The 19,788-nt window shown below is 47.6% G+C and carries 20 protein-coding genes; 5 read left to right on the forward strand and 15 right to left on the reverse strand.

The features are described from left to right. Positions 1-127 precede the first annotated feature (127 nt). The gene (locus tag VIS94_10425) at positions 128-1,498 is read right to left on the reverse strand and encodes an MFS transporter (protein ID HEY9161488.1); all 1,371 of its coding nucleotides are present in this window, start codon (positions 1,496-1,498) and stop codon (positions 128-130) included. Positions 1,499-1,688: 190 nt separating this feature from the next. Between VIS94_10425 and VIS94_10430 the strand changes: the two genes are divergently transcribed. The 4 genes from VIS94_10430 (at position 1,689) to VIS94_10445 (ending at position 6,761) form a co-directional block, all read left to right on the forward strand. Next, positions 1,689-2,618 carry a CsgG/HfaB family protein gene (locus tag VIS94_10430; protein HEY9161489.1) on the forward strand — a complete coding sequence of 310 codons (930 nt, stop codon included), beginning with the start codon at positions 1,689-1,691 and terminating at the stop codon, positions 2,616-2,618. Between the two features lie 23 nt (positions 2,619-2,641). Next, a complete protein-coding gene (locus tag VIS94_10435; GenBank protein ID HEY9161490.1) occupies positions 2,642-4,003 on the forward strand; it encodes a hypothetical protein in 1,362 nt (453 codons plus the stop codon). A 4-nt stretch (positions 4,004-4,007) separates the two neighbouring features. Beyond that, on the forward strand, positions 4,008-5,138 hold the full coding sequence (locus tag VIS94_10440) for a hypothetical protein (GenBank protein ID HEY9161491.1): 1,131 nt from the start codon (positions 4,008-4,010) through the stop codon (positions 5,136-5,138). 234 nt (positions 5,139-5,372) lie between these two features. After that, the gene (locus tag VIS94_10445; protein ID HEY9161492.1) at positions 5,373-6,761 is read left to right on the forward strand and encodes an MFS transporter; all 1,389 of its coding nucleotides are present in this window, start codon (positions 5,373-5,375) and stop codon (positions 6,759-6,761) included. 48 nt (positions 6,762-6,809) lie between these two features. On the opposite strand, the gene VIS94_10450 is transcribed toward VIS94_10445, so the two are convergent. The 6 genes from VIS94_10450 to VIS94_10475 form a co-directional block, all read right to left on the reverse strand. Further along, positions 6,810-7,307 (reverse strand): CsgG/HfaB family protein, encoded by a 498-nt coding sequence (locus VIS94_10450; GenBank protein HEY9161493.1) that lies wholly within the window; start codon positions 7,305-7,307, stop codon positions 6,810-6,812. 1 nt (position 7,308) lies between these two features. Beyond that, positions 7,309-9,252 (reverse strand): tetratricopeptide repeat protein, encoded by a 1,944-nt coding sequence (locus VIS94_10455; GenBank protein HEY9161494.1) that lies wholly within the window; start codon positions 9,250-9,252, stop codon positions 7,309-7,311. Between the two features lie 52 nt (positions 9,253-9,304). Continuing rightward, on the reverse strand, positions 9,305-10,504 hold the full coding sequence (locus tag VIS94_10460; protein ID HEY9161495.1) for a serine/threonine-protein kinase: 1,200 nt from the start codon (positions 10,502-10,504) through the stop codon (positions 9,305-9,307). Between the two features lie 3 nt (positions 10,505-10,507). Continuing rightward, positions 10,508-11,446 (reverse strand): serine protease, encoded by a 939-nt coding sequence (locus tag VIS94_10465; protein ID HEY9161496.1) that lies wholly within the window; start codon positions 11,444-11,446, stop codon positions 10,508-10,510. Beyond that, positions 11,443-11,811, reverse strand: a complete 369-nt coding sequence (locus VIS94_10470) for a hypothetical protein (protein ID HEY9161497.1) — start codon at positions 11,809-11,811, stop codon at positions 11,443-11,445. The genes VIS94_10465 and VIS94_10470 overlap by 4 nt, the downstream gene beginning before the upstream one ends. Positions 11,812-11,908: 97 nt before the next feature. Next, positions 11,909-12,640 carry a Stp1/IreP family PP2C-type Ser/Thr phosphatase gene (locus VIS94_10475; protein ID HEY9161498.1) on the reverse strand — a complete coding sequence of 244 codons (732 nt, stop codon included), beginning with the start codon at positions 12,638-12,640 and terminating at the stop codon, positions 11,909-11,911. Between the two features lie 61 nt (positions 12,641-12,701). Here VIS94_10475 and VIS94_10480 point away from each other — a divergent pair, with 61 nt between their 5' ends. Next, complete coding sequence (locus VIS94_10480; protein HEY9161499.1) at positions 12,702-13,628, forward strand: FHA domain-containing protein; 927 nt, start codon at positions 12,702-12,704, stop codon at positions 13,626-13,628. A gap of 35 nt (positions 13,629-13,663) precedes the next feature. On the opposite strand, the gene VIS94_10485 is transcribed toward VIS94_10480, so the two are convergent. The 8 genes from VIS94_10485 to VIS94_10520 all read right to left on the reverse strand — a co-directional run bounded on the left by VIS94_10485 (position 13,664) and on the right by VIS94_10520 (position 19,735). Continuing rightward, positions 13,664-14,965 carry a fibronectin type III domain-containing protein gene (locus VIS94_10485; protein ID HEY9161500.1) on the reverse strand — a complete coding sequence of 434 codons (1,302 nt, stop codon included), beginning with the start codon at positions 14,963-14,965 and terminating at the stop codon, positions 13,664-13,666. A gap of 99 nt (positions 14,966-15,064) precedes the next feature. Beyond that, complete coding sequence (locus VIS94_10490; GenBank protein ID HEY9161501.1) at positions 15,065-15,394, reverse strand: hypothetical protein; 330 nt, start codon at positions 15,392-15,394, stop codon at positions 15,065-15,067. Between the two features lie 110 nt (positions 15,395-15,504). Further along, on the reverse strand, positions 15,505-16,221 hold the full coding sequence (locus tag VIS94_10495) for an MBL fold metallo-hydrolase (protein ID HEY9161502.1): 717 nt from the start codon (positions 16,219-16,221) through the stop codon (positions 15,505-15,507). Continuing rightward, positions 16,218-16,946, reverse strand: coding sequence for a glutamine amidotransferase (locus VIS94_10500; protein HEY9161503.1), 729 nt, complete (start codon positions 16,944-16,946; stop codon positions 16,218-16,220). Before VIS94_10500 ends, VIS94_10495 begins: the two co-directional genes overlap by 4 nt. Continuing rightward, on the reverse strand, positions 16,931-17,599 hold the full coding sequence (locus tag VIS94_10505; protein HEY9161504.1) for a class I SAM-dependent methyltransferase: 669 nt from the start codon (positions 17,597-17,599) through the stop codon (positions 16,931-16,933). Before VIS94_10505 ends, VIS94_10500 begins: the two co-directional genes overlap by 16 nt. Next, positions 17,592-18,491, reverse strand: coding sequence for an SDR family NAD(P)-dependent oxidoreductase (locus VIS94_10510; protein HEY9161505.1), 900 nt, complete (start codon positions 18,489-18,491; stop codon positions 17,592-17,594). Before VIS94_10510 ends, VIS94_10505 begins: the two co-directional genes overlap by 8 nt. A gap of 69 nt (positions 18,492-18,560) precedes the next feature. Beyond that, positions 18,561-19,187 carry a LysE family translocator gene (locus VIS94_10515; GenBank protein ID HEY9161506.1) on the reverse strand — a complete coding sequence of 209 codons (627 nt, stop codon included), beginning with the start codon at positions 19,185-19,187 and terminating at the stop codon, positions 18,561-18,563. Further along, positions 19,187-19,735, reverse strand: a complete 549-nt coding sequence (locus tag VIS94_10520; protein ID HEY9161507.1) for a hypothetical protein — start codon at positions 19,733-19,735, stop codon at positions 19,187-19,189. The genes VIS94_10515 and VIS94_10520 overlap by 1 nt, the downstream gene beginning before the upstream one ends. Positions 19,736-19,788: the final 53 nt, after the last annotated feature.

A 19,788-nucleotide genomic window follows, 5' to 3' on the forward strand; every position in this document is an offset into this window, starting at 1 on the left:
TACTTGCCGGCAAGAATATGCGCACGGATTATAGGTTAATTTACAGACCTCGTAAAGATGAGTTCAAAGCACAGACCGTAATTCCGTAATAAAGGGCAGTGTTCTGATATCAGGCGCTGTTTCAGCGTCATTTGTTTTTATCTCTGGCCAGCGATGCAAACATACCGGCAATACAAAGCATTGAATTAAGAATAAAGCACAGACGTACAGCCTGTATGAACCTCGGATAATACTGAGGTGTTATCTCGACACGGCCGATCATCATTGTGAATATCATCATCACGACAGCCATGCTTATGGTCTGGCCGGTAAGTCTCATGGTGGCAAGCATGCCTGAGGCTACGCCGTAAGCGCTTCTGTCCACAGATCCCATGATCGCATTCGTGTTCGGAGAAGAAAACAGGCCCAGTCCGGCACCAAGTATGAGAAGTGACCCGGCTGCATACAAAGTATCCGATTTATCCGAAAGGAAAATGAGAAAGAAAAGCCCGAGGGCGGTAACAGCCATTCCCAGCGATGAAAGTATCCTGGCGCTTATCTTATCCGACAGCCTTCCTGAGAGAGGAGCAATGACGGCCATTACAACAGGTGAGGCAATAAGGACCAAACCGGCTTCCTCAGGCGACATGCCTTTTATGTACTGCAGGTAAAGGCTCATGATGAATCCAGTGGCAAATGTGGCGGCATAATTTATGAGCGCCGCAATGTTGGAAAAAAGGAAAATTCTGTTTCTGGTAAAAAGCTTAAGATCGATCAGAGGGCTGGATGATTTGCCTTCCCATAAAATGAAGGCAGCCAGCAAAGAGCCCCCTGCGACAACCAGAAAATACCCCCTGCCCGGCATGAGGGAAAACCCGTATATCGCCAGAAACAGTCCCAGCGCATATGTGAAGGAGCCTGTATAATCCATGGCGCATTTCTGAATGCATCCGTCTTCGGAAGACGTTATCCTGATGGCGAGAAAAAAGGCAGCAACTGAAAACGGTACGGTTGCAAGAAAAATCATCCTCCATGAATAGTGCTCGGTCAGCCATCCTCCCAGAAAAGGGCCTGCAGTAAGTCCGATATAGACCATAGCGATCGAATATCCTATCACCTTACCCCGGACTTCGGGTCTGTATACCATGGAAAGCATTGCGACACCCGTACTGAAGATGAAGGCACTCCCTATTCCCTGAACAACCCGCGCGGTTATGAGTACTTCAACTGATTTTGAAATCCCTGCAAGAAGAGTGGAGATGCTGAATATCGCCATACCAATGGCAAATATTCTTGCCCGGCCGTGGATATCCGCTATCCTGCCCACAGGCAATAGAAAGACTGCTGTCGCAAGAAGGAACGATGTGGCTACCCAGTTGAGCATAACCGCATTCAGACCGAACTGCTTGGCAATCTCAGGAAGGGCGATGTTAACAGATGATGACATGAAGGGTGTGATGAACGACGAGAGGAGCACGATAAATAAAATCATACCCCTTTTTGCAGCATTATCATCCATCTGCATTTTTCCCATAATTATTCCGAGTGTCCGTGATTATAGCCCGCCAAGTCAACATAATACTTGCAATAAAAGCAATGCTTGTGCTGATTAATCAAATTGACATTTTCCCTGCTTGGATGGATTATTACCCTGAATAAAAAACTTCGGTTCCCTTGAAATCAAAAAATCATATTGCGGGATGGTTATTATGATTGGAAAAACAAAATATATTTCAGTAATGACAGCTGTTCTCATCATCTTGAATGCAGCATCCTTGTGTCTGGCAGGAGAGGTAATTACAGATACCGCAAGACAGTGGGCTAAAGAGGCCGTCAGCCAGGAAAAATCCCTTTCATCCCCTTCTTCAGGAAACACGGTCGCAGTACTTAATTTCAAGAATGCATCCGGCGACCCGGCCCTGAATCCGCTGCAAAAGGGTTTCTCCTTCATGCTAATGACAGACCTGGCATCGGTTCCAGGTATACAGCTTGTTGAAAGGGTGAAGCTTCAGGCTCTCATGCAGGAACTTGAAATGGGGGCTTCAGGCATAATCGAAGACGCTTCGACTCCCAGAATGGGAAGGCTCTTAAGGGCAAACTACCTTATCGGCGGAGAGCTTACTCTTCCCAAGGCTGATGATCTGAATGTAGGTTCTTATCTGTGGGGTGTATCGGGAGACAGAATGCTAGGACAGCCGAGTGCAAGGGGAAGTCTCAACGATATATTCGACCTGGAGAAAAAGATACTTTTTGAAATTATCGATCAGCTGAAGATCAGCCTCACCGACGAGCAGAAACAGAAGCTGAAAAAGCCCTTTACGACAAGCGTCACCGCACTGTACTACTTTTCGAAAGGCATCGACAGCAGCGATAGAGGCAATTACAGGCAGGCCCAGATATACTACAACAGGGCAGTCGCGGCAGACCCCCAGCTGGGTGCGGCGAATTCAGCAAGAAATGAGCTTATCAGAATGAGGCTTGCCCCTGCCAGGCCGAAAGAAGACGCGGTTATCAGGTCAATGGAGGCACAGAATTCAAACTCTGCAAGCCTCAAACAGAATAATTCCACATTCAGGGCGCTTAATCCGTATCAGGTCGAAAAAGGACACGGTTCAGGCCAGGTAAAAGTGTCATGGTAGGCAATATGAAAGGGGGGCGTTTTATGAGGGGTTATCGTAATATTGGCATGCCGGTATTAATCGTCTTCGTATTTCTCATCTGCTCCTGCGGCACGTCGTCAACAGACAGCCCGTCAAATGAAACCGGATCAGTCAGGTTCTCTATTGATGTTGCGGAAAAAAGCCCGGCAGCCGTATCCCCTGGTATGGCGACAGTCGACTGCGAAAGAATGAGAATCTCTACGGTAACAGCCGAGTTGAGAGACAACCGGAACAACCTGACAGCAACCGGCGGGCCATGGTCCTGCAACACAAGACAGGGGACATTGAGCGGCATTCCTGCGGGCGAAGGATATACCCTGATAATCTTGATGAGAGATGCAGACGGTAATGTGCGCTACCAGGGGTACGTGTACGATATATTGGTTCCTGCAGCAGGAACGGCCGATGCGGGCACCGTTACCGTAAGAGCTGTAAACAACCCTCCCGTAATATCCGAGATAAGAGGGAATAACCGTGTAACAGGCGGCTCCGGAATAATGCAGCTCGAAGTCATTGCGAGTGATCCTGACGGAGACAACCTTACATATTACATGACCGATCTTCCTGAAGCTGAAGAATCTGGATATTTCTCCGGCGCCTCATTCGATCCCGATACCCATATATTCACCTGGAATACCGTGAATTATTATTATGAGACCGGAGAATATCTTGTCTGGTTTATCGTGACCGATGACGGCGAACCCAGAAGAAGCGCGTGGAAAAGATGCAAGATATTTGTTGATAGCCCGACCGGTTCGCCAACCCCCGACACACAGCTTGTTCTGAATACCGACAACGACACGACCGAGGTGGTCGGGAGAAAATACGCATCCGCAGGCGAACAGTTCACAATGCAGCTGAAAGACACCTCTTCCCCTGTGCATACAGGACTCATTTTCTCCATGTACCCGGAAATAGGGACTCTGAATGAGACATCCGGTCTTTTCACATGGACGCCAGACATAATCAATACCGGAAACTCGCTGCTGATGTTCTATATCAGGAGCGCTATGGCTGAACCTGACTGGAAGAAAATCCTTTTGACTGTTGGCGGCGTCAATGTCTGTCCGCTCTTGGAACCTCTCGGGCTCAGGAGGGTGATGGAGATAAATCATTCATACGAATTCTACGTTACCGCTGAAGACCCGGACAGCGAAAACCTCACATTCGAGGCTGTGGGCGGAACAGAAGAATATTCCGATCCTTTCGAATACGGTGCTCAGTTTAATGCAAATACCCACAAATTTTCCTGGACTCCGGATTCTTCAGACATTCAGTACAGTCCATTCGGCGTTTTATTTACCGTCACGGACAGTTATGGACAAAGCGATGTATGGGCAGTCTCCATAGATGTGAGAGAGTGAGATTATGAAGACAAAAATTACATTATTATCGTTGATTCTGGCTGGTGTTTTTTCGGCATCACTTCCCCTTTTCGCGACTGAAATCAATTTCAATTCCGGCCTGATGTTCAATACATGGAAAGACGACAGTTCCGATAAAGGCTTCCAGTCCGCCATACCTGTTGAACTTTCTGCTGATATAAGCGGGGTGAATCTGGATCTTCTGAACGCCTTTGTCTATACATGGGTAAACCAGAAGGATATGCCGAATGCCAACCTCGGCAATTTTCTGGATACCAAGATCAATGCCTCTTACCTGCTTGAGGACGTCATACCGGTGAATATTCTCTTAGGACTCGGCCTTAATCTTCCAACAGGGACCACGGACCTTTCCCAAAGGCAGCTCATACTCGTTGCGGACCCTGATCTGATGCCGTTCACCACTTTCGGTGAAGGTTTCAATGTCAATCCGTACATCTCTTTGTCAAAAGAATGGAAAAAGCTGGTTGTCGGCATTGGTGCAGGCTACACCTACCGCGGGAAATATGACTACTCGGAATCGACACAGAATTTCAAACCCGGAAACCTTATAACCGCTTCGGCAGAGGTATCTTACAGCTTCACCGACACCATCCATGCAGGTATTTTCGGTGAATATGCAAACTACGGCACAGATACCGTTGAAGGCAACGACTATTACAAGGAAGGCGACCTGTTCGTGATAGGTATAGGGGCCGGTTATTCCCGGCCGTCATGGGAGCTTGACGTCAATCTCGCAGGCCTGTTCAGAAACAAGAGCAAATTTCTGACAAATGACCAGATACTCGAACCCGAGGCGAAGAACAGCCATGGCATCGAATATGACGCCGGCATAGCATACAAGTATTTCCTGAATGAACTGACCGCACTGGGAGCAGGGGTGGATTTTACCTATCTCGGCAAAAACGACTACGATAGCGATTCGCCTTATTATATCGGTAACAGGACAAAAGTTGCTCTTAGCGGCGGTATCGACAGGACATTCATGGACAATCTCAAGGGCGGCGTGTCGATAAACCTTTACACGATAAAGGAAGAACGCGACTGGGAGCATCCGGACGACTCCCGGACATATTACGGAGGCACTGTTACAGCATCATTAAGCTGCACGTTCTGAATAAACGTCCGACCTATTCAAGAGTTTAGACGGGATGTATCCCGTGCGCACAGGACTGCGGGTTTGAAGCCGAGTTGGAAAACAACCGCCATGAACACCCATACCATTAAACTGAATCCTGCGATGAGCCGAATTCATCTGCGTCAGGCATGCAACAAGTATCTATTGATTTAGGAAAATGAAGGCGTAGAATAAAAATCTATCTACATGAGTCCTGTGTTCAAGGAGATTGATATGAATAATGCAGGAGGCAAAGAGGCGGCTGTCATCCCGGGCAAATCGCACCGCGTACGGTTCGGCATAAAACTCAGCTATGGAATAGGAGATATATCCAACAACATTTTCATCGTTACTACAGGAATGTATCTGCTTTTCTTTCTTACAAATGTAATCGGCGTCAACCCGGCTCTGGCAGGAACCATGCTGCTTTTCCCTAAACTCTGGGACGTGATCTCGGACCCTGTCATGGGCATGATTTCTGATGCCACGCATTCACGCTTCGGCAGAAGGCGGGTTTATTTGCTCTATGGCGCAGTGCCCTTCGGTATATGCTTTTTCGTGCTGTTCAACGTGCCGGGACTCAAGACCGAATTCGCCAGCGCGCTAACGGTATCGCTTCTCTTCGCCCTGGCCTGCACGGCCTTTACGGTGGTCAATGTGCCATATGCAAGCATGGTCCCGGAGATGTCCGACGATTACAACGAGCGGATGTCCATAACCTCCTTCCGAATGACATTTGCTTCGGTCGGAGCGCTGCTGGCAGGAGGATTGGCCATGGTGCTGGTGAAGGCGGGCGGAGACGGAGCGGAAGGCTTCCGTTTAATGGGTGCCATTTTCGGCGTCATGATAGTCATCTCATGCCTTATATGCTTCTTCGGGACAAGAAAAGCGACCAGCCTGCCTCCTCAGGCGGAGATGCCGCCCATAAAACAGCAGATAAAAATAGCATTCAGGAACTACCCGTTCGTTATGCTTATGTCTAGCTATTTCCTGCAGGCGCTGGCTATCGGCGTGATGATGGCCGGCTTCATTTACTATGTCAAATATGCCATGGCTTTGCCCGAGACGACCATGAATACCGCCTTCCCCATATTCATGATAACAGGCGTGCTTTTTATTCCCGTCTGGCTGGCGGCAGGCAGGCGAATCGGCAAGATAAAATCTTATTACATAGGACTGGCCGTTTTCACCGCTGCAATGGGGTCGCTTTTCTTCACCCCCTCTTCACTCGTCTGGATGTTTTATGCTCAGATATTCTTTGCCGGTGTGGGCTTCTCAAGCTTCCAGCTTTTCCCGTTTTCCATGCTTCCAGATACCGTTGAGTATGACCAGATGCAATCCGGCCTCAGACGAGAAGGTGTATTTTCAGGCATGTGGTCGGCAGGACAGAAGATAGCCTATTCGGTTGGACCGCCGATCGTGGGGTTCGCCCTTTCTCTTTCCGGTTTCGTTGCCGAAGGTGTCCAGCCCCCCGGTCTTGATACAGGAGTGAGGGTAATATTCTGCCTCTTCCCTGCGGCCATGATTCTGCTCAGCTTTATCCCCTTCAGCAAATATATTCTCACCGAAGAGGAGTTTGAAAAGGTAAAGGAGAAAATCATAAAGTCACAAAGAGAATCATAGCGCCGCTTAAAAAGTGCACCTGATCCGGACTAACCAGCTTTCCTGTCTTCACATGAGCTTATCGGCCGCTTCACCCGCCGCATCAATCCATTCTTCGGTTTCTCCGGCGATCACAGTCTCCTTGGCTGTTTTCAATATCTTGCCTGTCTCGACGTCAACAAGCCTTAAATCAAGCCTCATATTCAAGCCTGAAACAAGGTAGCTGCCGAATACCATGCGTTTTGCTCCGAGCATCCTGCCTACTTTCAGCCTCACCGACTCGTCCGCCAGGTCAGAGCTGCCCAGCTGCAGTTCCTGAAGAACGCTGACGAGCTTCTGCCTTTCTATTATCTGAACACCGGGCTTTATGGACAGCCTGCCTACAATTTCTGAAGATAGAAGCAATCCAAGGTCTTCCCCTGTGGAATCTTCAGGGCTGAGATTTTCGATGTCGAAGACTGCAATGGTCATGAGCCCGGATTTTTTACCTGTTGTTGAATTTGTTGCACACCCTGCAAACATTGCTGCCATAACCCATATCACTGACAGCAGGATTATGGTTCGCATATTATTTTTCTTTGGTCTCAGCATCGCTCTTCTCGATAATTTTATCGTCCTGGGAAACTGGCCTTTCCTGTTTTACAATCTTTGCATTGGAGAAATCGAGTTCGGTAGAAACGACCTCAATTTCGCCCACTTTTTTTGGAGAAGCCTTAAGGACCTTACCTTTATATTCCGTGGCAGGCTGTTCTTCAATTACATTGAATTTCGTTCCTTTAACCACTCCCTGATTTGATCCCACGTTTATCATCAGGTTGCCGTCCTTGTTGCTGACGACATATCCCTTTACCGGATATTCCTTGATTAAGGCCGCAAGCAGTTCCCTGTTAAGACTGTTCACGTTATCTTCAAATCTCTCGTCTGTTCCTATGTCCCTGTTTATAACCTTTTTAATTCCGGTGGTTTCGGTATCAATAAGCCTCATTCTTAACAGTGACACGTCGGGAAGGTTGAACACCACTCCTGTGCCGAGAACCCTTGCCGCAAGTATTTTGCCCAGCTTGAGCTGCGTTTCGGGATCAGCCAGGCCGGATGAGCCTATTTTGAGTTCTTCAAGCAGCCTGTCCATAACAACCCGATCAACCGCCTTTACACGGCCGGAACTGTTAAGCTTGTCCGCCAGATCCGTTGTAAGAACAGTCGAGATACCGTCCCTTTCCCCGAGCGCACCCTTTTCCTCGAAATCCACGAAAGCAATGGTGGTGACCGGCGTAGTCCAGTCGTCCTTCGGTGCTGCGGATTTTTTCTGTTCCCTGTACTGCCTGACAAGATCATCTACATACTTGTTTATGAGTTCCCTTCGCTGAGCGTCCTTCTGGAGCTTCACCATCTCGGTGGCCCTGGCCGCCAGTATCTTCGTATATGCATCTCCTTTTACTGCAGCTTCGCCTTCCTTGTATGATGTGAGAGCCTTGTCGTAATCGCCCTCTTTTTCATAAGTTACTCCCTTGTTAGCCATGGCTTCGACATAATAGGGGTCGAGTTCCACGGCCTTGTCATAAAGCTCGCGGGAGCCCTTGTAGTCTTTCGCACCCGCATAAAGCCTCCCCAGTTTATTATAAGCAAGCGCCTTCTGGAATGATTCCCCTTCCTTTTTACCGGCGGCATTTGCATATTCCTTCCTTGCCTCATCCTTTTTGTTCTTTGCATAGAGCACGTCGGCCTTGATTATACTTGCATAAGTCCTTTCCGGCGCGATTTTTTCGACCTCTTCGGCAAGTTTGAGGGCCTTCGCAGGATCACCCTTTCTTGCATAGACGGCGGCGAGGCCTTCCTTTCCATATACGACGGAAATGCCTTTGCCGTTTGCAAGACCAGTAAATATCTTTTCCGCTTCACCGGTTTTGCCCGCTTTGAGCGCGGCATAGCCTTTTGTCATGAGCGCTTTGGCATCGGCAGGGGCTTTTTTTATGGCCGTATCGCTCAAGGCCTCCGCAAGTTCCGTCTGTCTCTGCTGGAGTTTCCTTTCAGCCAGCCTTTCCAGCATGACGCTTGTGGTCTTACCGCCTCCCTGTATTACGTCAATGACCTTCTGGCCGGGACCAATAACACATACGGTTGGAAGGATATTTTTTGCATCATAGGCCTCGCTTACCTTCGCATTGTCAATGAGGACAGGAAACGACAGTTTGCTGCTTTTCGCGAAAGTCACAGCCTTGTCCTTTTGCGAAGCTGTAACTGCAAGCACATTGAGATCTGCTTTTTTGTATTTTTTTGCAATCTGATCCAGGCTTAACAGGCCTTCGACAGACGACTGCGATAAAGGATTGAAAAAATAGACAATCGTCATCGGACTTGCCTTCATGGTTGCCAGATCGTATTTTTTGCCCTGAATATCGAAGAGAACAAAAGGAGCGGCAGGGCCGCCTTCGATCTGTCCGGCATAAAGAGAGCCGCCAAGAATAAATATCAGAATGAGAAACAGCCAAGTTATCCTTTTCATCTTATTCATCTTACTCCCTCCTGTAAGGGCTGATCGGAAAACTTCATTTCCCGCATACATGCTAATCCGGTTTAGTCTCCTGCGGTTCCAGTCTTACCTTAAGAGGCTGTTCGCCCTTTTTGTCAAGATTTACCTGTGCGTCCCAGTCGAGATAGCCCGGCATGCTTACCCTCACCTCATGCTCCCCCAGACTTAGCGGAATCCTCAAAGGGGTCGTACCCTCTGATTTTCCGTCTATGAATATCCGAGCACCTGCCGGCTCGCTCTCGACATTCAGGACAGCATCGAGAGCAGGAGGTTTCTGCACCGGCTGAACCGCCGGTTTTTCCTTGTTGCCTGTCATAAAGAATATAACCGCCGCTATCAGAAGCACCGCTGCGGCAAAAAGAGCCGCCGCTGCAATCCTTTTGCCTGATTTTTTCGCCTGAGGGGCAGTTTCCGCCCCTCTTTGCAATCCGGTTCCTGCTGCAGCAAGCGCTTCGGCCATATCCCTGCCTGTCTGATATCTTAGTGCAGGGTCCTTTGACAGGCTTTTCATTATGACATCACACAGACCCTGCGGCACATCCGGTAACAGGTCCCTCAGACTGACAGGTTCTGTCGATGTAATTGAGTTGAATATTGAGCCCAGGTTTTCTCCCTTGAAGGGTTTGACCCCAGAGACGAGTTCATACATGATAACGCCAAGGGAAAACAGGTCGGACCTGCCGTCCACCTTCTTGCCCAGTACCTGCTCGGGCGACATGTAATTAGGGGTCCCCAGTATCTCGCCCGCCTGGGTCTGCTGAGCCGCCTCGGGATCGTCTATATGCGCAATACCGAAATCGGTTATCTTCACATGACCGCCCCCGGTAATCATTATATTGGGTGGTTTGATATCCCTGTGGACTATGCCCTTCCCGTGTGCATAATCAAGGCTTAAGGCAACCTCCATACCTATCCCGGTTATCTGTTCAAACGAAAGTGAATTTTCCCTTGCATAAACGTTAAGTGGTGCACCCTCGAGCAGTTCCATTGCAATGAAAACGGTTTTATTATCCTCTCCCACATCATAGACGGTAACAATATTGGGGTGCGCAAGCCTTCCGATGGCACGCGCCTCCTTCAAGAAACGCTGAACGAAATCCGCGCTTTCGACCCTGTCAGGACGCAATATCTTGAGCGCCACCTCCCTGCTGATATTTGGATCATGGGCCAGATAGACCATGCCCATCGATCCCCTGCCAAGTTCTTTTATTATTTCATAACGCCCGTATTTCATATGCTACCTTTCCCTGATAAAGAATAATACAGTATCAAGCGGTATGATGTAAGTGTAATCAAGCCTTCCCTTGAGCCCTCCCTTGATAATGCCTGCAAAAACCCCGGTTTCCGTAAACACAGGGCCGCCGCTGTCTCCAGGTCTTACATTCATATGGGCCTGCCAATAGACCTGACCCTGGACTTTTCTGGAATTCCCGCTGATGACACCGTGTATCGTCTGGCGTGTGTTCTGTCCGGCGCATCCGAAAGCAACAACCTTCTGAGAGTCTTTCACGGCCGATAAACCCTTCAGGATATCGACTTCTGTTTTGAAGGCGTAATTGCAATCGACAAGTGCAATGTCTTTTTTCCTGTCAATCTTAATGAGTTTTCCGCTGAGCGTTTCCCCTGTTATTGTAAATACCTTTATTGCCGCCTTCTCATTCAGATAATGGGCCGTACAGAGTATCAACCCTTTCTTATCCGCTATAAAACCAGTAAGGTTGACTGTCCCGCTATTCAGTACGGCTTCAATGCAAACTATATTTCCTGAAACATCCCCCACCGCATCTGTTTTATCCGGTTCCGGATTATCATTTTTTATCTTCTCATTTTTTTCATACCCGGAAAGGTAATCCGAAAGTTCGGCCTGTGTCTTGCCGCCTTCCTGAAAGTCATCGATGCTGACAGTTGAAGCCAGGGGGGAATCGGTTGAAACCCTTAAGTGAATATCGCCATTCTTTCCCGATGCCTTAATAAGCGTTACATCACGGTTTTCCTCTTTTGTGATCTCATAACCCTTCTGTTTCATCCATACCTCGATAACTTCTTCGGTCTCGGATTTCGGCATGGCGCAATGCAATATCTTAGCATCATCGAGGCCATAAAGAACCGGCGGGAAAAAAATTACCATGAAGACGCATGTTAAATATTTTATCAGGTCTGAACCGGGTTTGCTCATCGCTTCAACCTTGTACCACACTTCGGACAGTCTTTTCCGGTGCCTTCTGTGCCGTCCTTTGAACCTGCCGGCAAATTCTTCAGCAGTTCACCGCAGGCAGGGCATTTAAGAAAATTTTCCCTTATTACACGCTCAAAAATACCCAGAACAATCAGAAGGATCACGCTTGAGCCCAGTATGATCCCTTTCACATTCAGGGCACCTGCCCCGCCACCGAAGTATCTGTAGAAAAATACCGCCGCGGCGATAAACACCGCAACCAGTACAAGCATCGCAAAATGCGAGATATGAAAAAGTACCATCTGGCCTGCAAACTTTTCTATAATTTTCTCATCATGGAAAGTCTGTTTCTGGTCATCGCTCATAATCTGATACCGTCCTTATAATGAATTCCTTCCCATTTTCGAAAAAGACATTCCAACAAAAAGCATCAGACATATCAGGCAGTGCCGTATTCTCCGGCTATACTTCCGAGATACGGGCCAGTACGACAGTGATGTTATCCTTTCCTCCGCCTGCATTGGCAAGGTCGACCAGGCCTGACGCCATCACGTCAAGTGCAGAATACGAATTCATGCATTTTTCAATCGCATCATCATCGGCCATATCCGTCAGACCGTCTGAGCAGAGAAGGTAAATATCACCCTCGACCGCCTTTGATCTGATTATATCCAGGCTTACATTTTCCTCGACTCCCACCGCGCGCAGGATAACATGCCGCATCCTGTGGTTTTTCGCCTCAAGGGCGGTGATAATACCCTTGTCAATCTGTTCCCGGATAAGCGAATGGTCTTTCGTTATCTGTTTCAGTACACCGTTCCTGAGCCTGTACGTCCTGCTGTCGCCCACATGGCCTATTATGATGAGATCGTCCGAGATGCTGAGAAGTTCCGCAGTCGTTCCCATTCCCTTATGCTCGGGGAACCGGCTGATATGTTCGATAATCCTGCTGTTCGCGGTTATGTAGGTCTTCTGAACGGGTAAAGCCGGGTCTTGCTTATCGCTCCGCATCCATTCTTCATAGATACAGGTAGCAGTATCAACAAATATTCTGCTCGCAATTTCGCCTGCAGCAGCACCTCCCATTCCATCGGCTACCGCACAAAAGTTAAGGTCTTCCCTGATGACATATGAATCCTCGTTGTTTGTTCTTTTGAGGCCGGGATCGGTTTTTCCGAATGAGTTAATCTTCATATGTTACACTAGTCATACCACTTGACAGGCCGCTGATTCAAGTTGTACTTGAGGCAATATTATGAAAGTGCCTCCCATAATCACGGTTCAGTTAATCCATCTTCAGGGGCCGCTGAAAGGCCAGATCCAGGAATTCTCAGAAAACACGATATCCATAGGCCGCCAGACCGACTCCAGCGTACAGTTTCCCAAGGACATGACTACGATATCAAGACAGCATGCAATAATCGAACGTGACGGAAACAGGTTCAAACTAACCGATAAAAGCGCCAACGGCACCTTTGTAAACGGCAAAAAGATAACTGAAACCTATCTCAAAGACGGAGACGTCATAATGTTCACCGAAGGCGGACCCAAGGTGAGCTTTATAGCTGAAATAAAAGAGGTTGCCGAAGAGGCCGCTCCGGTTGCTGCGCCTCAGCCTCAGAAACAGGAACCAGTAATTACTCAACCGGTATCTGCGCCGGAACCTCCGGCAGACAAACCCGCCTTTATTCCACCCTCACCTGAAACTCCCGCATCTGTGCCGGAACCGCCATTAAATGTACCTTCCGACAGCAACCGGGAAAAAGTCCAGGTCCCGCTCATGATACAATTCGGACCGGCGCTGCGTTCATATAAAGAGCTTCCCGTCACAATCGGAAAAAGCCCTTCAAGCGACTTCGTCATGGCCCATCCGAATATCCTGGCAAATCATGCACAGATTGTTTTCAGCCAGGGTACATACAGAATACGGGACCTCACGGGGAAGAACCTGATCAGGGTAAACGGCAGGGCGATTGAATTCGAGGCTGTACTGGGAGCGGACGACGTCATACATCTCAGCCCGAACGGTCCTGCCCTGCGGTTTCTGGGAGAAGGAAGGCTTGCGGAGCATGAGGAAATCCAGGATGAAGAAGCCGTCACCCCACCTCAGGCAAAACCCGCCCCGCAGAAGGAAGAAAAGCCAAAGGGCCTTAAAGGATTCATGGATCTGTTCAAGAAATAGTGCTTCATTGGCCCGCCGGAACATCTTGAAGCAAATCATTTCCGAACAGGGTCTGCCGGCAATGTGTCTGATTTATCGATTTCAAAGCTGTCTATAATACGAGAATCAACAGCCGTATCTTTACCGCCATTTACTGCAATCATGGAAAATTTCATGCCTTTATAACCGGCATCAACGAGCACGAATCCGCAGACGCCTTCGCATTTTTCGTAAAGACCTTTCTTCCTCTCAGGCACATTATCTTTGCACCCGTAGACCCATGAGCCGCCGCTGCCGGCAATCATATACACTGTCCCTGTTTTATCAGGTTTCAACCCCTTCAGCTGTTTTGTCCTTTCGTAAACATGCTCGTGTCCTGAAAAAACCACATCGACGCCATATCTGTCGAACAGGGGCACCCAGTACTTCTGAATAATCATGTTGTCGCCGTGCAGGCCCATGCTGAATGGCGGTTTGTGCATGACAGCAATCTTGTTTAAGGCCGCCTTATTGTTTTCAAGGTCATTTTCAAGCCATTCATACTGTTTCGAACCGGGCTTGATACCGGCACTATTTTCAGAATTGAGCATCATGAAATGCGTTCCTGCAACATTAAACGAATACCAGTATTCACTTGCACCCTTTATACCGTTATCGGGCAGAGCAAACTGTTCGAACATATTCCTGCATAAGCCGTTTACCTGAGCACAATAGTTGTCATGGTTTCCCATGACGGTCATAATTGGAATCTCCGCTATAAGCCCGCCCATATCCTCAAACCATTCTACCCAGAGCTTTTGGCTTCCGCCCGCGTTTGTGACGTCTCCGCAGTGAATTACGAATAGAGGTCTTAAACTCCTGACAGCACCAGCAATGTTTTTCCTGATACTTCTGTCATTCTGAGTGTCACCCACAACGGCAAAAGAAAACGGGCCTGCGGCAGGTGCGGTCCTGAATGAATGTATTTCACTCCAGCCGCTGCCATCGCTGCCGCAGCGGTAATAATACTCAGTGCCGGGTTTAAGACCTGTGACTGTTGCTTCATGTATAATCCCGGAATCGGTTTTCAAAGAAGACGGCGAATCTATTCTTGAAGCAAGGTCGGTTTCTCTCATGCCATATTCTACAAAACTATGGTTTTCTGATTTTGTCAGCCATGTAATTGTCATCGTCGAAGAAGGGTCTTCAGTCCATGAAAGGTGAACATTCAGGGGGGAATCAGTACTTGTAACTGATTTATGGTCTTTTGAAATACAAGTTCCGGTTGACGCTTTCCTTACTATACTCTTATCGAATCCGGAGCACCCGGTAATCAGTAAAATCAATATCAGCATCAATGCGGGGTTTTCTAGTCTCATATCTGCGTTTTTCCAGAATAAATGCAACAATTGCGGACTGAACTTAAGTGAAGGTCGCCGGACGGTTTGATCAAGCTTTCTACAATACGGTAATATCCTCTAAAGATATTTCACACCGATGCTGTTATCGGAAACATGCATTATTTCGGCTTTGATAATCTTGCCGTCGTTCGGCTTCGTGAACTCAATCGTCGTTCCCTTGAATTTTTTGAAGCTGAAGCCTTTAAGGTTTTCAGTCAGGCCAAGCAGGTCTATCATGCTGAACATCATGCCATTATCGTTCATGTTGATCACGCGTGCTATTCCCTTAATGCAGGGGCTGTTATTGCAGTAGGCTTCGTTAAGTTCTTCGGAAAGCACGTTGAACATGATAATACCGTGGCAATCTTTTCTGGGGTGAACTCTTTTGTCAGTATCGTGATTATCCAATGTAATCTCCATAAAGAATTTCGATTAGAATATTATTAAATTAATAACATAACATATAAAGGTCAAGTCCCTTTTGAACTTGATATAACATTTATATTTTCAGTCACTATTCAGGTGTACTGCTTACTGATTTTCCTTTCATAGTGCCTTTTAATTATCTCTCTTTTTTTAGGAGTCCCGTGATTGGGTATGAAAAGTGAGCATCCTGTATCAAGAAGTGTCTTCCAGCTTTTTATTATGCCCGGAATGTCATCGCCGAAAGGTGGCAGGATCGAACCACTGAAAACCCCGACCATGTTATCACCGGTGAATGCTATTTCATTATCGATAATAACAGCAATGGAACCTCTGGTGTGCCCCGGCACATGGATAATACGGGCATTGAATCCCAGAGGGTTTAAATCAAATTTATCTCCTACCGGTATGTCACAGGTTACCGGGTTGTACCTGAACATGGGCTGGGCCTTTGTCCTGAATGCCTTCATGAGCCACCTAGTATAAAAGACTGTACCATCAGGCAGCGGGCTGTCGCCTGTTTCAAGATATCCGGCCTCGGTTTCATGGACGATTATCCTGGCTCCGAATCGCTCCTTGATGTTTGCGGCGTTCTCGGCATGATCAAAATGGGTGTGCGTAAGGATAAGAGCCTCGAGGTTTTTCTCACTAACCCCCAGCTCTTCAAGGTTGTGCTTGAGCCGCGGCCATGCATAACTTCTGCCGGAATCGACAAGAATATACTTCTCACCGTTAAAGATCAGATACGAATTGAAGAAAATACCGTTTGCATGGATTATTTTAAGATTGTTCCTTGTCGTTATTGTTCTCATAAATTCACCTTTGCAAATTTTTCCAATATACTGAAAGCCTCGGGGGTCTGCCTGACTGAACGGGAAAGAGCCTCGACATCAAAACCTTCTTTCTTTAAATCATCGTATTGTTCCAGTATTGATGCCCGCATTACCGTTTGGTCAAATTCCGGATGGAACTGCAAGCCCCATGCGCACTTACCGATCCTGAATGCATGATTGGAATCATGCCCGTTATATGCCAGACTGACTGCTCCGTCGGGAAGCGTCAGAACACTTTGCTTATGCGAAACATTGGCCGGAAATCTTAAAGGGAGAGATCCAAATAGGATATCATTCTTGCCTGAACTGTTCACATTGATATCAACCGTGCCTATCTCCCTGCCCTTGCCATTGAAATCCACCTTCCCCCCGAAGGCATACGCAAGAAGCTGATGGCCGAAACATATCCCGAGCACCGGTATCCCGGCATCCACAATCAAATGAACCCATGCGGCCAGGGCATTCACCCAGTCAAGATTTTCGGTCACATGCGAGCGTGATCCGCTTATCACGACCCCTTCACATTCATGGATATCAGGCAGCGAAACACCGGTCCGGATATCAATAACTCTGATATGCTCGCGGCCGCATCCCAAGCCATTGATTATCCATTCTTCAAAGTCACCGCATCTTCTTGCGACATTTTCAAATGTGGCGCCGGCTTTTATCAGAATAATTTTTTCAGTATTTATTGTTTTGTCCATACTATTGAATATCTCCAAAGCAGATGTCTTCTTATTTCAGCATCGGGAATATGGATGTTACAAATTCTCCTTAATTCTGAAAACCTCATGTATATTTCATTTTTTCCATGCTCTTCCCATGCCCTTCTAATATGTTCCGGCTCCTTCAGCCTGCCGTTCTTTATCAACATCATTACCCTGCTTAGAGGAAAGCTGACAGCACCAAGAAGGAAATCAGTAAGGTTTTCCGCCTTCAGCATATCCAGGATAATCAGTCTACCCCCGGGTTTAATGGAAAAGACCATTTTTTCAAGCATGAACGCAAGAGGAAGGTGATGAAGCGTTGCGATGGAAACTATGCAGTCGAAATGGTTCTCAGGCCATATATAATCCAGAATATTTTCGATGCGGTAATCGATATTTCTGAAGGTAGTCGAGTTCAGATTTGCCATACGAATCATTTCAGGGGACAAATCAACCGCAAGAACATGCTCTGACTTCAGGGCAATGATGCGTGTAAATTCCCCGAGGCCACATCCAACCTCAAGTATATCGATGCAATTCCATGGAACATGCCTGTTCAGAAAATTGTAAAAGAAACTGTTATGCGTCCATCCCTCATCAAGGACTGCTATGTCATCAAAATCCTTCCTTACTTTCTGAAAGCTATCCATTCAATCCCGTTAGCCTTTCGCTCAGGATCCAGAGTTTGTCATTAAGAGCGGCATCCCTGGCCTTTTTGATAAGAGGCATCTCCTTTTTGAGCATGAAGAATTTTCCGGATACACCTTTCACTTCATCCGATACGGCCAGGTGGATTACAGGTTCTGCGCCCTGTTCAGGGGATTTCCAAAGTAATTTTATGATCTTCAACATTTTTCCCAAAATACCGTCCGTTACCCTCAGACCGGTTTTAATCACACCGGGATGAAGCATATTGACCGTGATGCCGGTTCCTTCAAGGCGCTTTGCCATTCCGGTTGTAAGCAAGACCCCGGCAAACTTGCTGTTGCAGTATGAGCGAACCATGCTGAAATCCCTGCCGTACGGGGTGCGGTCAAGGTCAAGCCTGCCGAAAACATAAAGTCCGGCATTTACATTCACAATCCTTGCCGGAGCGCTCTCTTTAAGCCTTTCCAGAAGTAGATTTGAAAGCAGGAACGGCGCCAGGCAGTTGACATAAAAGGATTTTTCAATGTCGTCTTCATTCAGCTCGCATTTCATCATCCAGATGCCTGCGTTATTGATGAGTGCGGCGATCTTCGGCACCTCTTCCAGAATGGCCGCCGCTGATTTTCTAACATCTGCATTATCCGAGAGGCCGCCGATTATAAGCTTGATATCCGCATCTTTAACCTTAGACCTTATATCATTCAACGCCGCCAGGGCTTTATCTCTGTTGCGGCACAGCATTGCTACAGGCAGGCCTTTTTGGGCAAGACCTATGACTACGGCCTTTCCAATCCCGGCATTGGCGCCGGTTACCAGATACCATGCTTTCCGGTTAGTCTCTTCCAATCCAGCTGTTTTAACGCCGGTTTTATCCGTTGTTTCGAATTTCGGCACTTATCACCTCCCGTTAAAAACTGTAACCCTCAAACTGGGCCCTTCAAGTTTTCGCCGGAGCAGTTTAATTTAATTTCTCCTTTCAAAGGCAAGCCTCAATCCCAGAGCAATGAGCACAAATCCGCTTATGCGGTTTATCCAGTCAGACACTGAGGGTCGCGAGCGCAGCCAGTTTGAAAGGACTCCCGCTGTAAATCCCACAGGTCCTTTGACCATGAATGTAAGCGCTGCAAATACCGTCCCGAGAAAGAGCAGCCTTATTGTAGTATCTGCCGAACCGGCCGGAACGAACTGCGGCAGATAGGCAAAATAAAAAATTGCGATTTTCGGGTTTGACAGGTTTGACAGAGCGCCCTGGAAATATAATTTTTTTAGCGGCATGGAAGGCATGTTCTGTATGTCCATGTTCAGTTTATTGTGCCAGAAATGAGTAACACCCATGTAAACAAGGTATGCCGATCCTGCGATTTTAACCGCTGTAAAAAGCGCTTCAGACGCAACGAGAAGCGCTCCGAGCCCGAGCGATGCAAGCAGCGTATGGCCGATAAGCCCGGTGCTCACGCCGGCTGCCGTCATTACGCCGGCCTTTGCACCCTGGGATATCGAACGTGACATGACCAGTATCATATCCTGTCCGGGCGTTATGATAAGCACCAGAGACGCAATTATGAATACGATTGGTAATGTATCGCCCATCAATTCCCCTTAACTTCGGCTTTTTCCGACCCGGCAAACCCTCTGATGAAGCAGGCGAAGTCCTGCCTCAACTTTTCTTTTTCCGTCTCGACCTTTGCCACATAAGAGCTGAAAGCCTGAAAGCTTTCGAGAAAGATCCTCTCCTGTTCGCTAAATTCGGCGCTCTCTTTTTTATGCTCAAAAAGATCGGTCTTGGGCACCGATATATTATTAAGCTCTTCCAGAAAAGGCCTGTCATTATCTTCGATATGCTGGAACCTGCTCAAGCCGGTATATGCCCGTGCAATATCCTCCATCGCTTCGACCTCCCTTTTGAATGCAAAGGAATGAAACTGGATTTTAAGGGCTGTCTTGATGTGTTCCCTTGAAAAAGGCAGAAGCCTTTCGTCAACAATAATCGCCCTGTTCGCCCTGAAAACCTCACCATAGGCGCTCACGACATCACTGCTGAACTTAATCAGTTCAAGCCTTTCAACACCGTGAATCTTGTCCAGGGCGGCAATGCCTTCTTTGTCGATTTTTTCAATATGTCCCTGCAGTATGTCCATGACAATAAGCGAAGTATCAGCTTGAAGACGTTTTTGTCAACAACACCAGAGGG

The sequence above is a fragment of the Desulfomonilia bacterium genome, from assembly GCA_036567785.1.
In the GTDB taxonomy this organism is placed as follows: domain Bacteria; phylum Desulfobacterota; class Desulfomonilia; order UBA1062; family UBA1062; genus DATCTV01.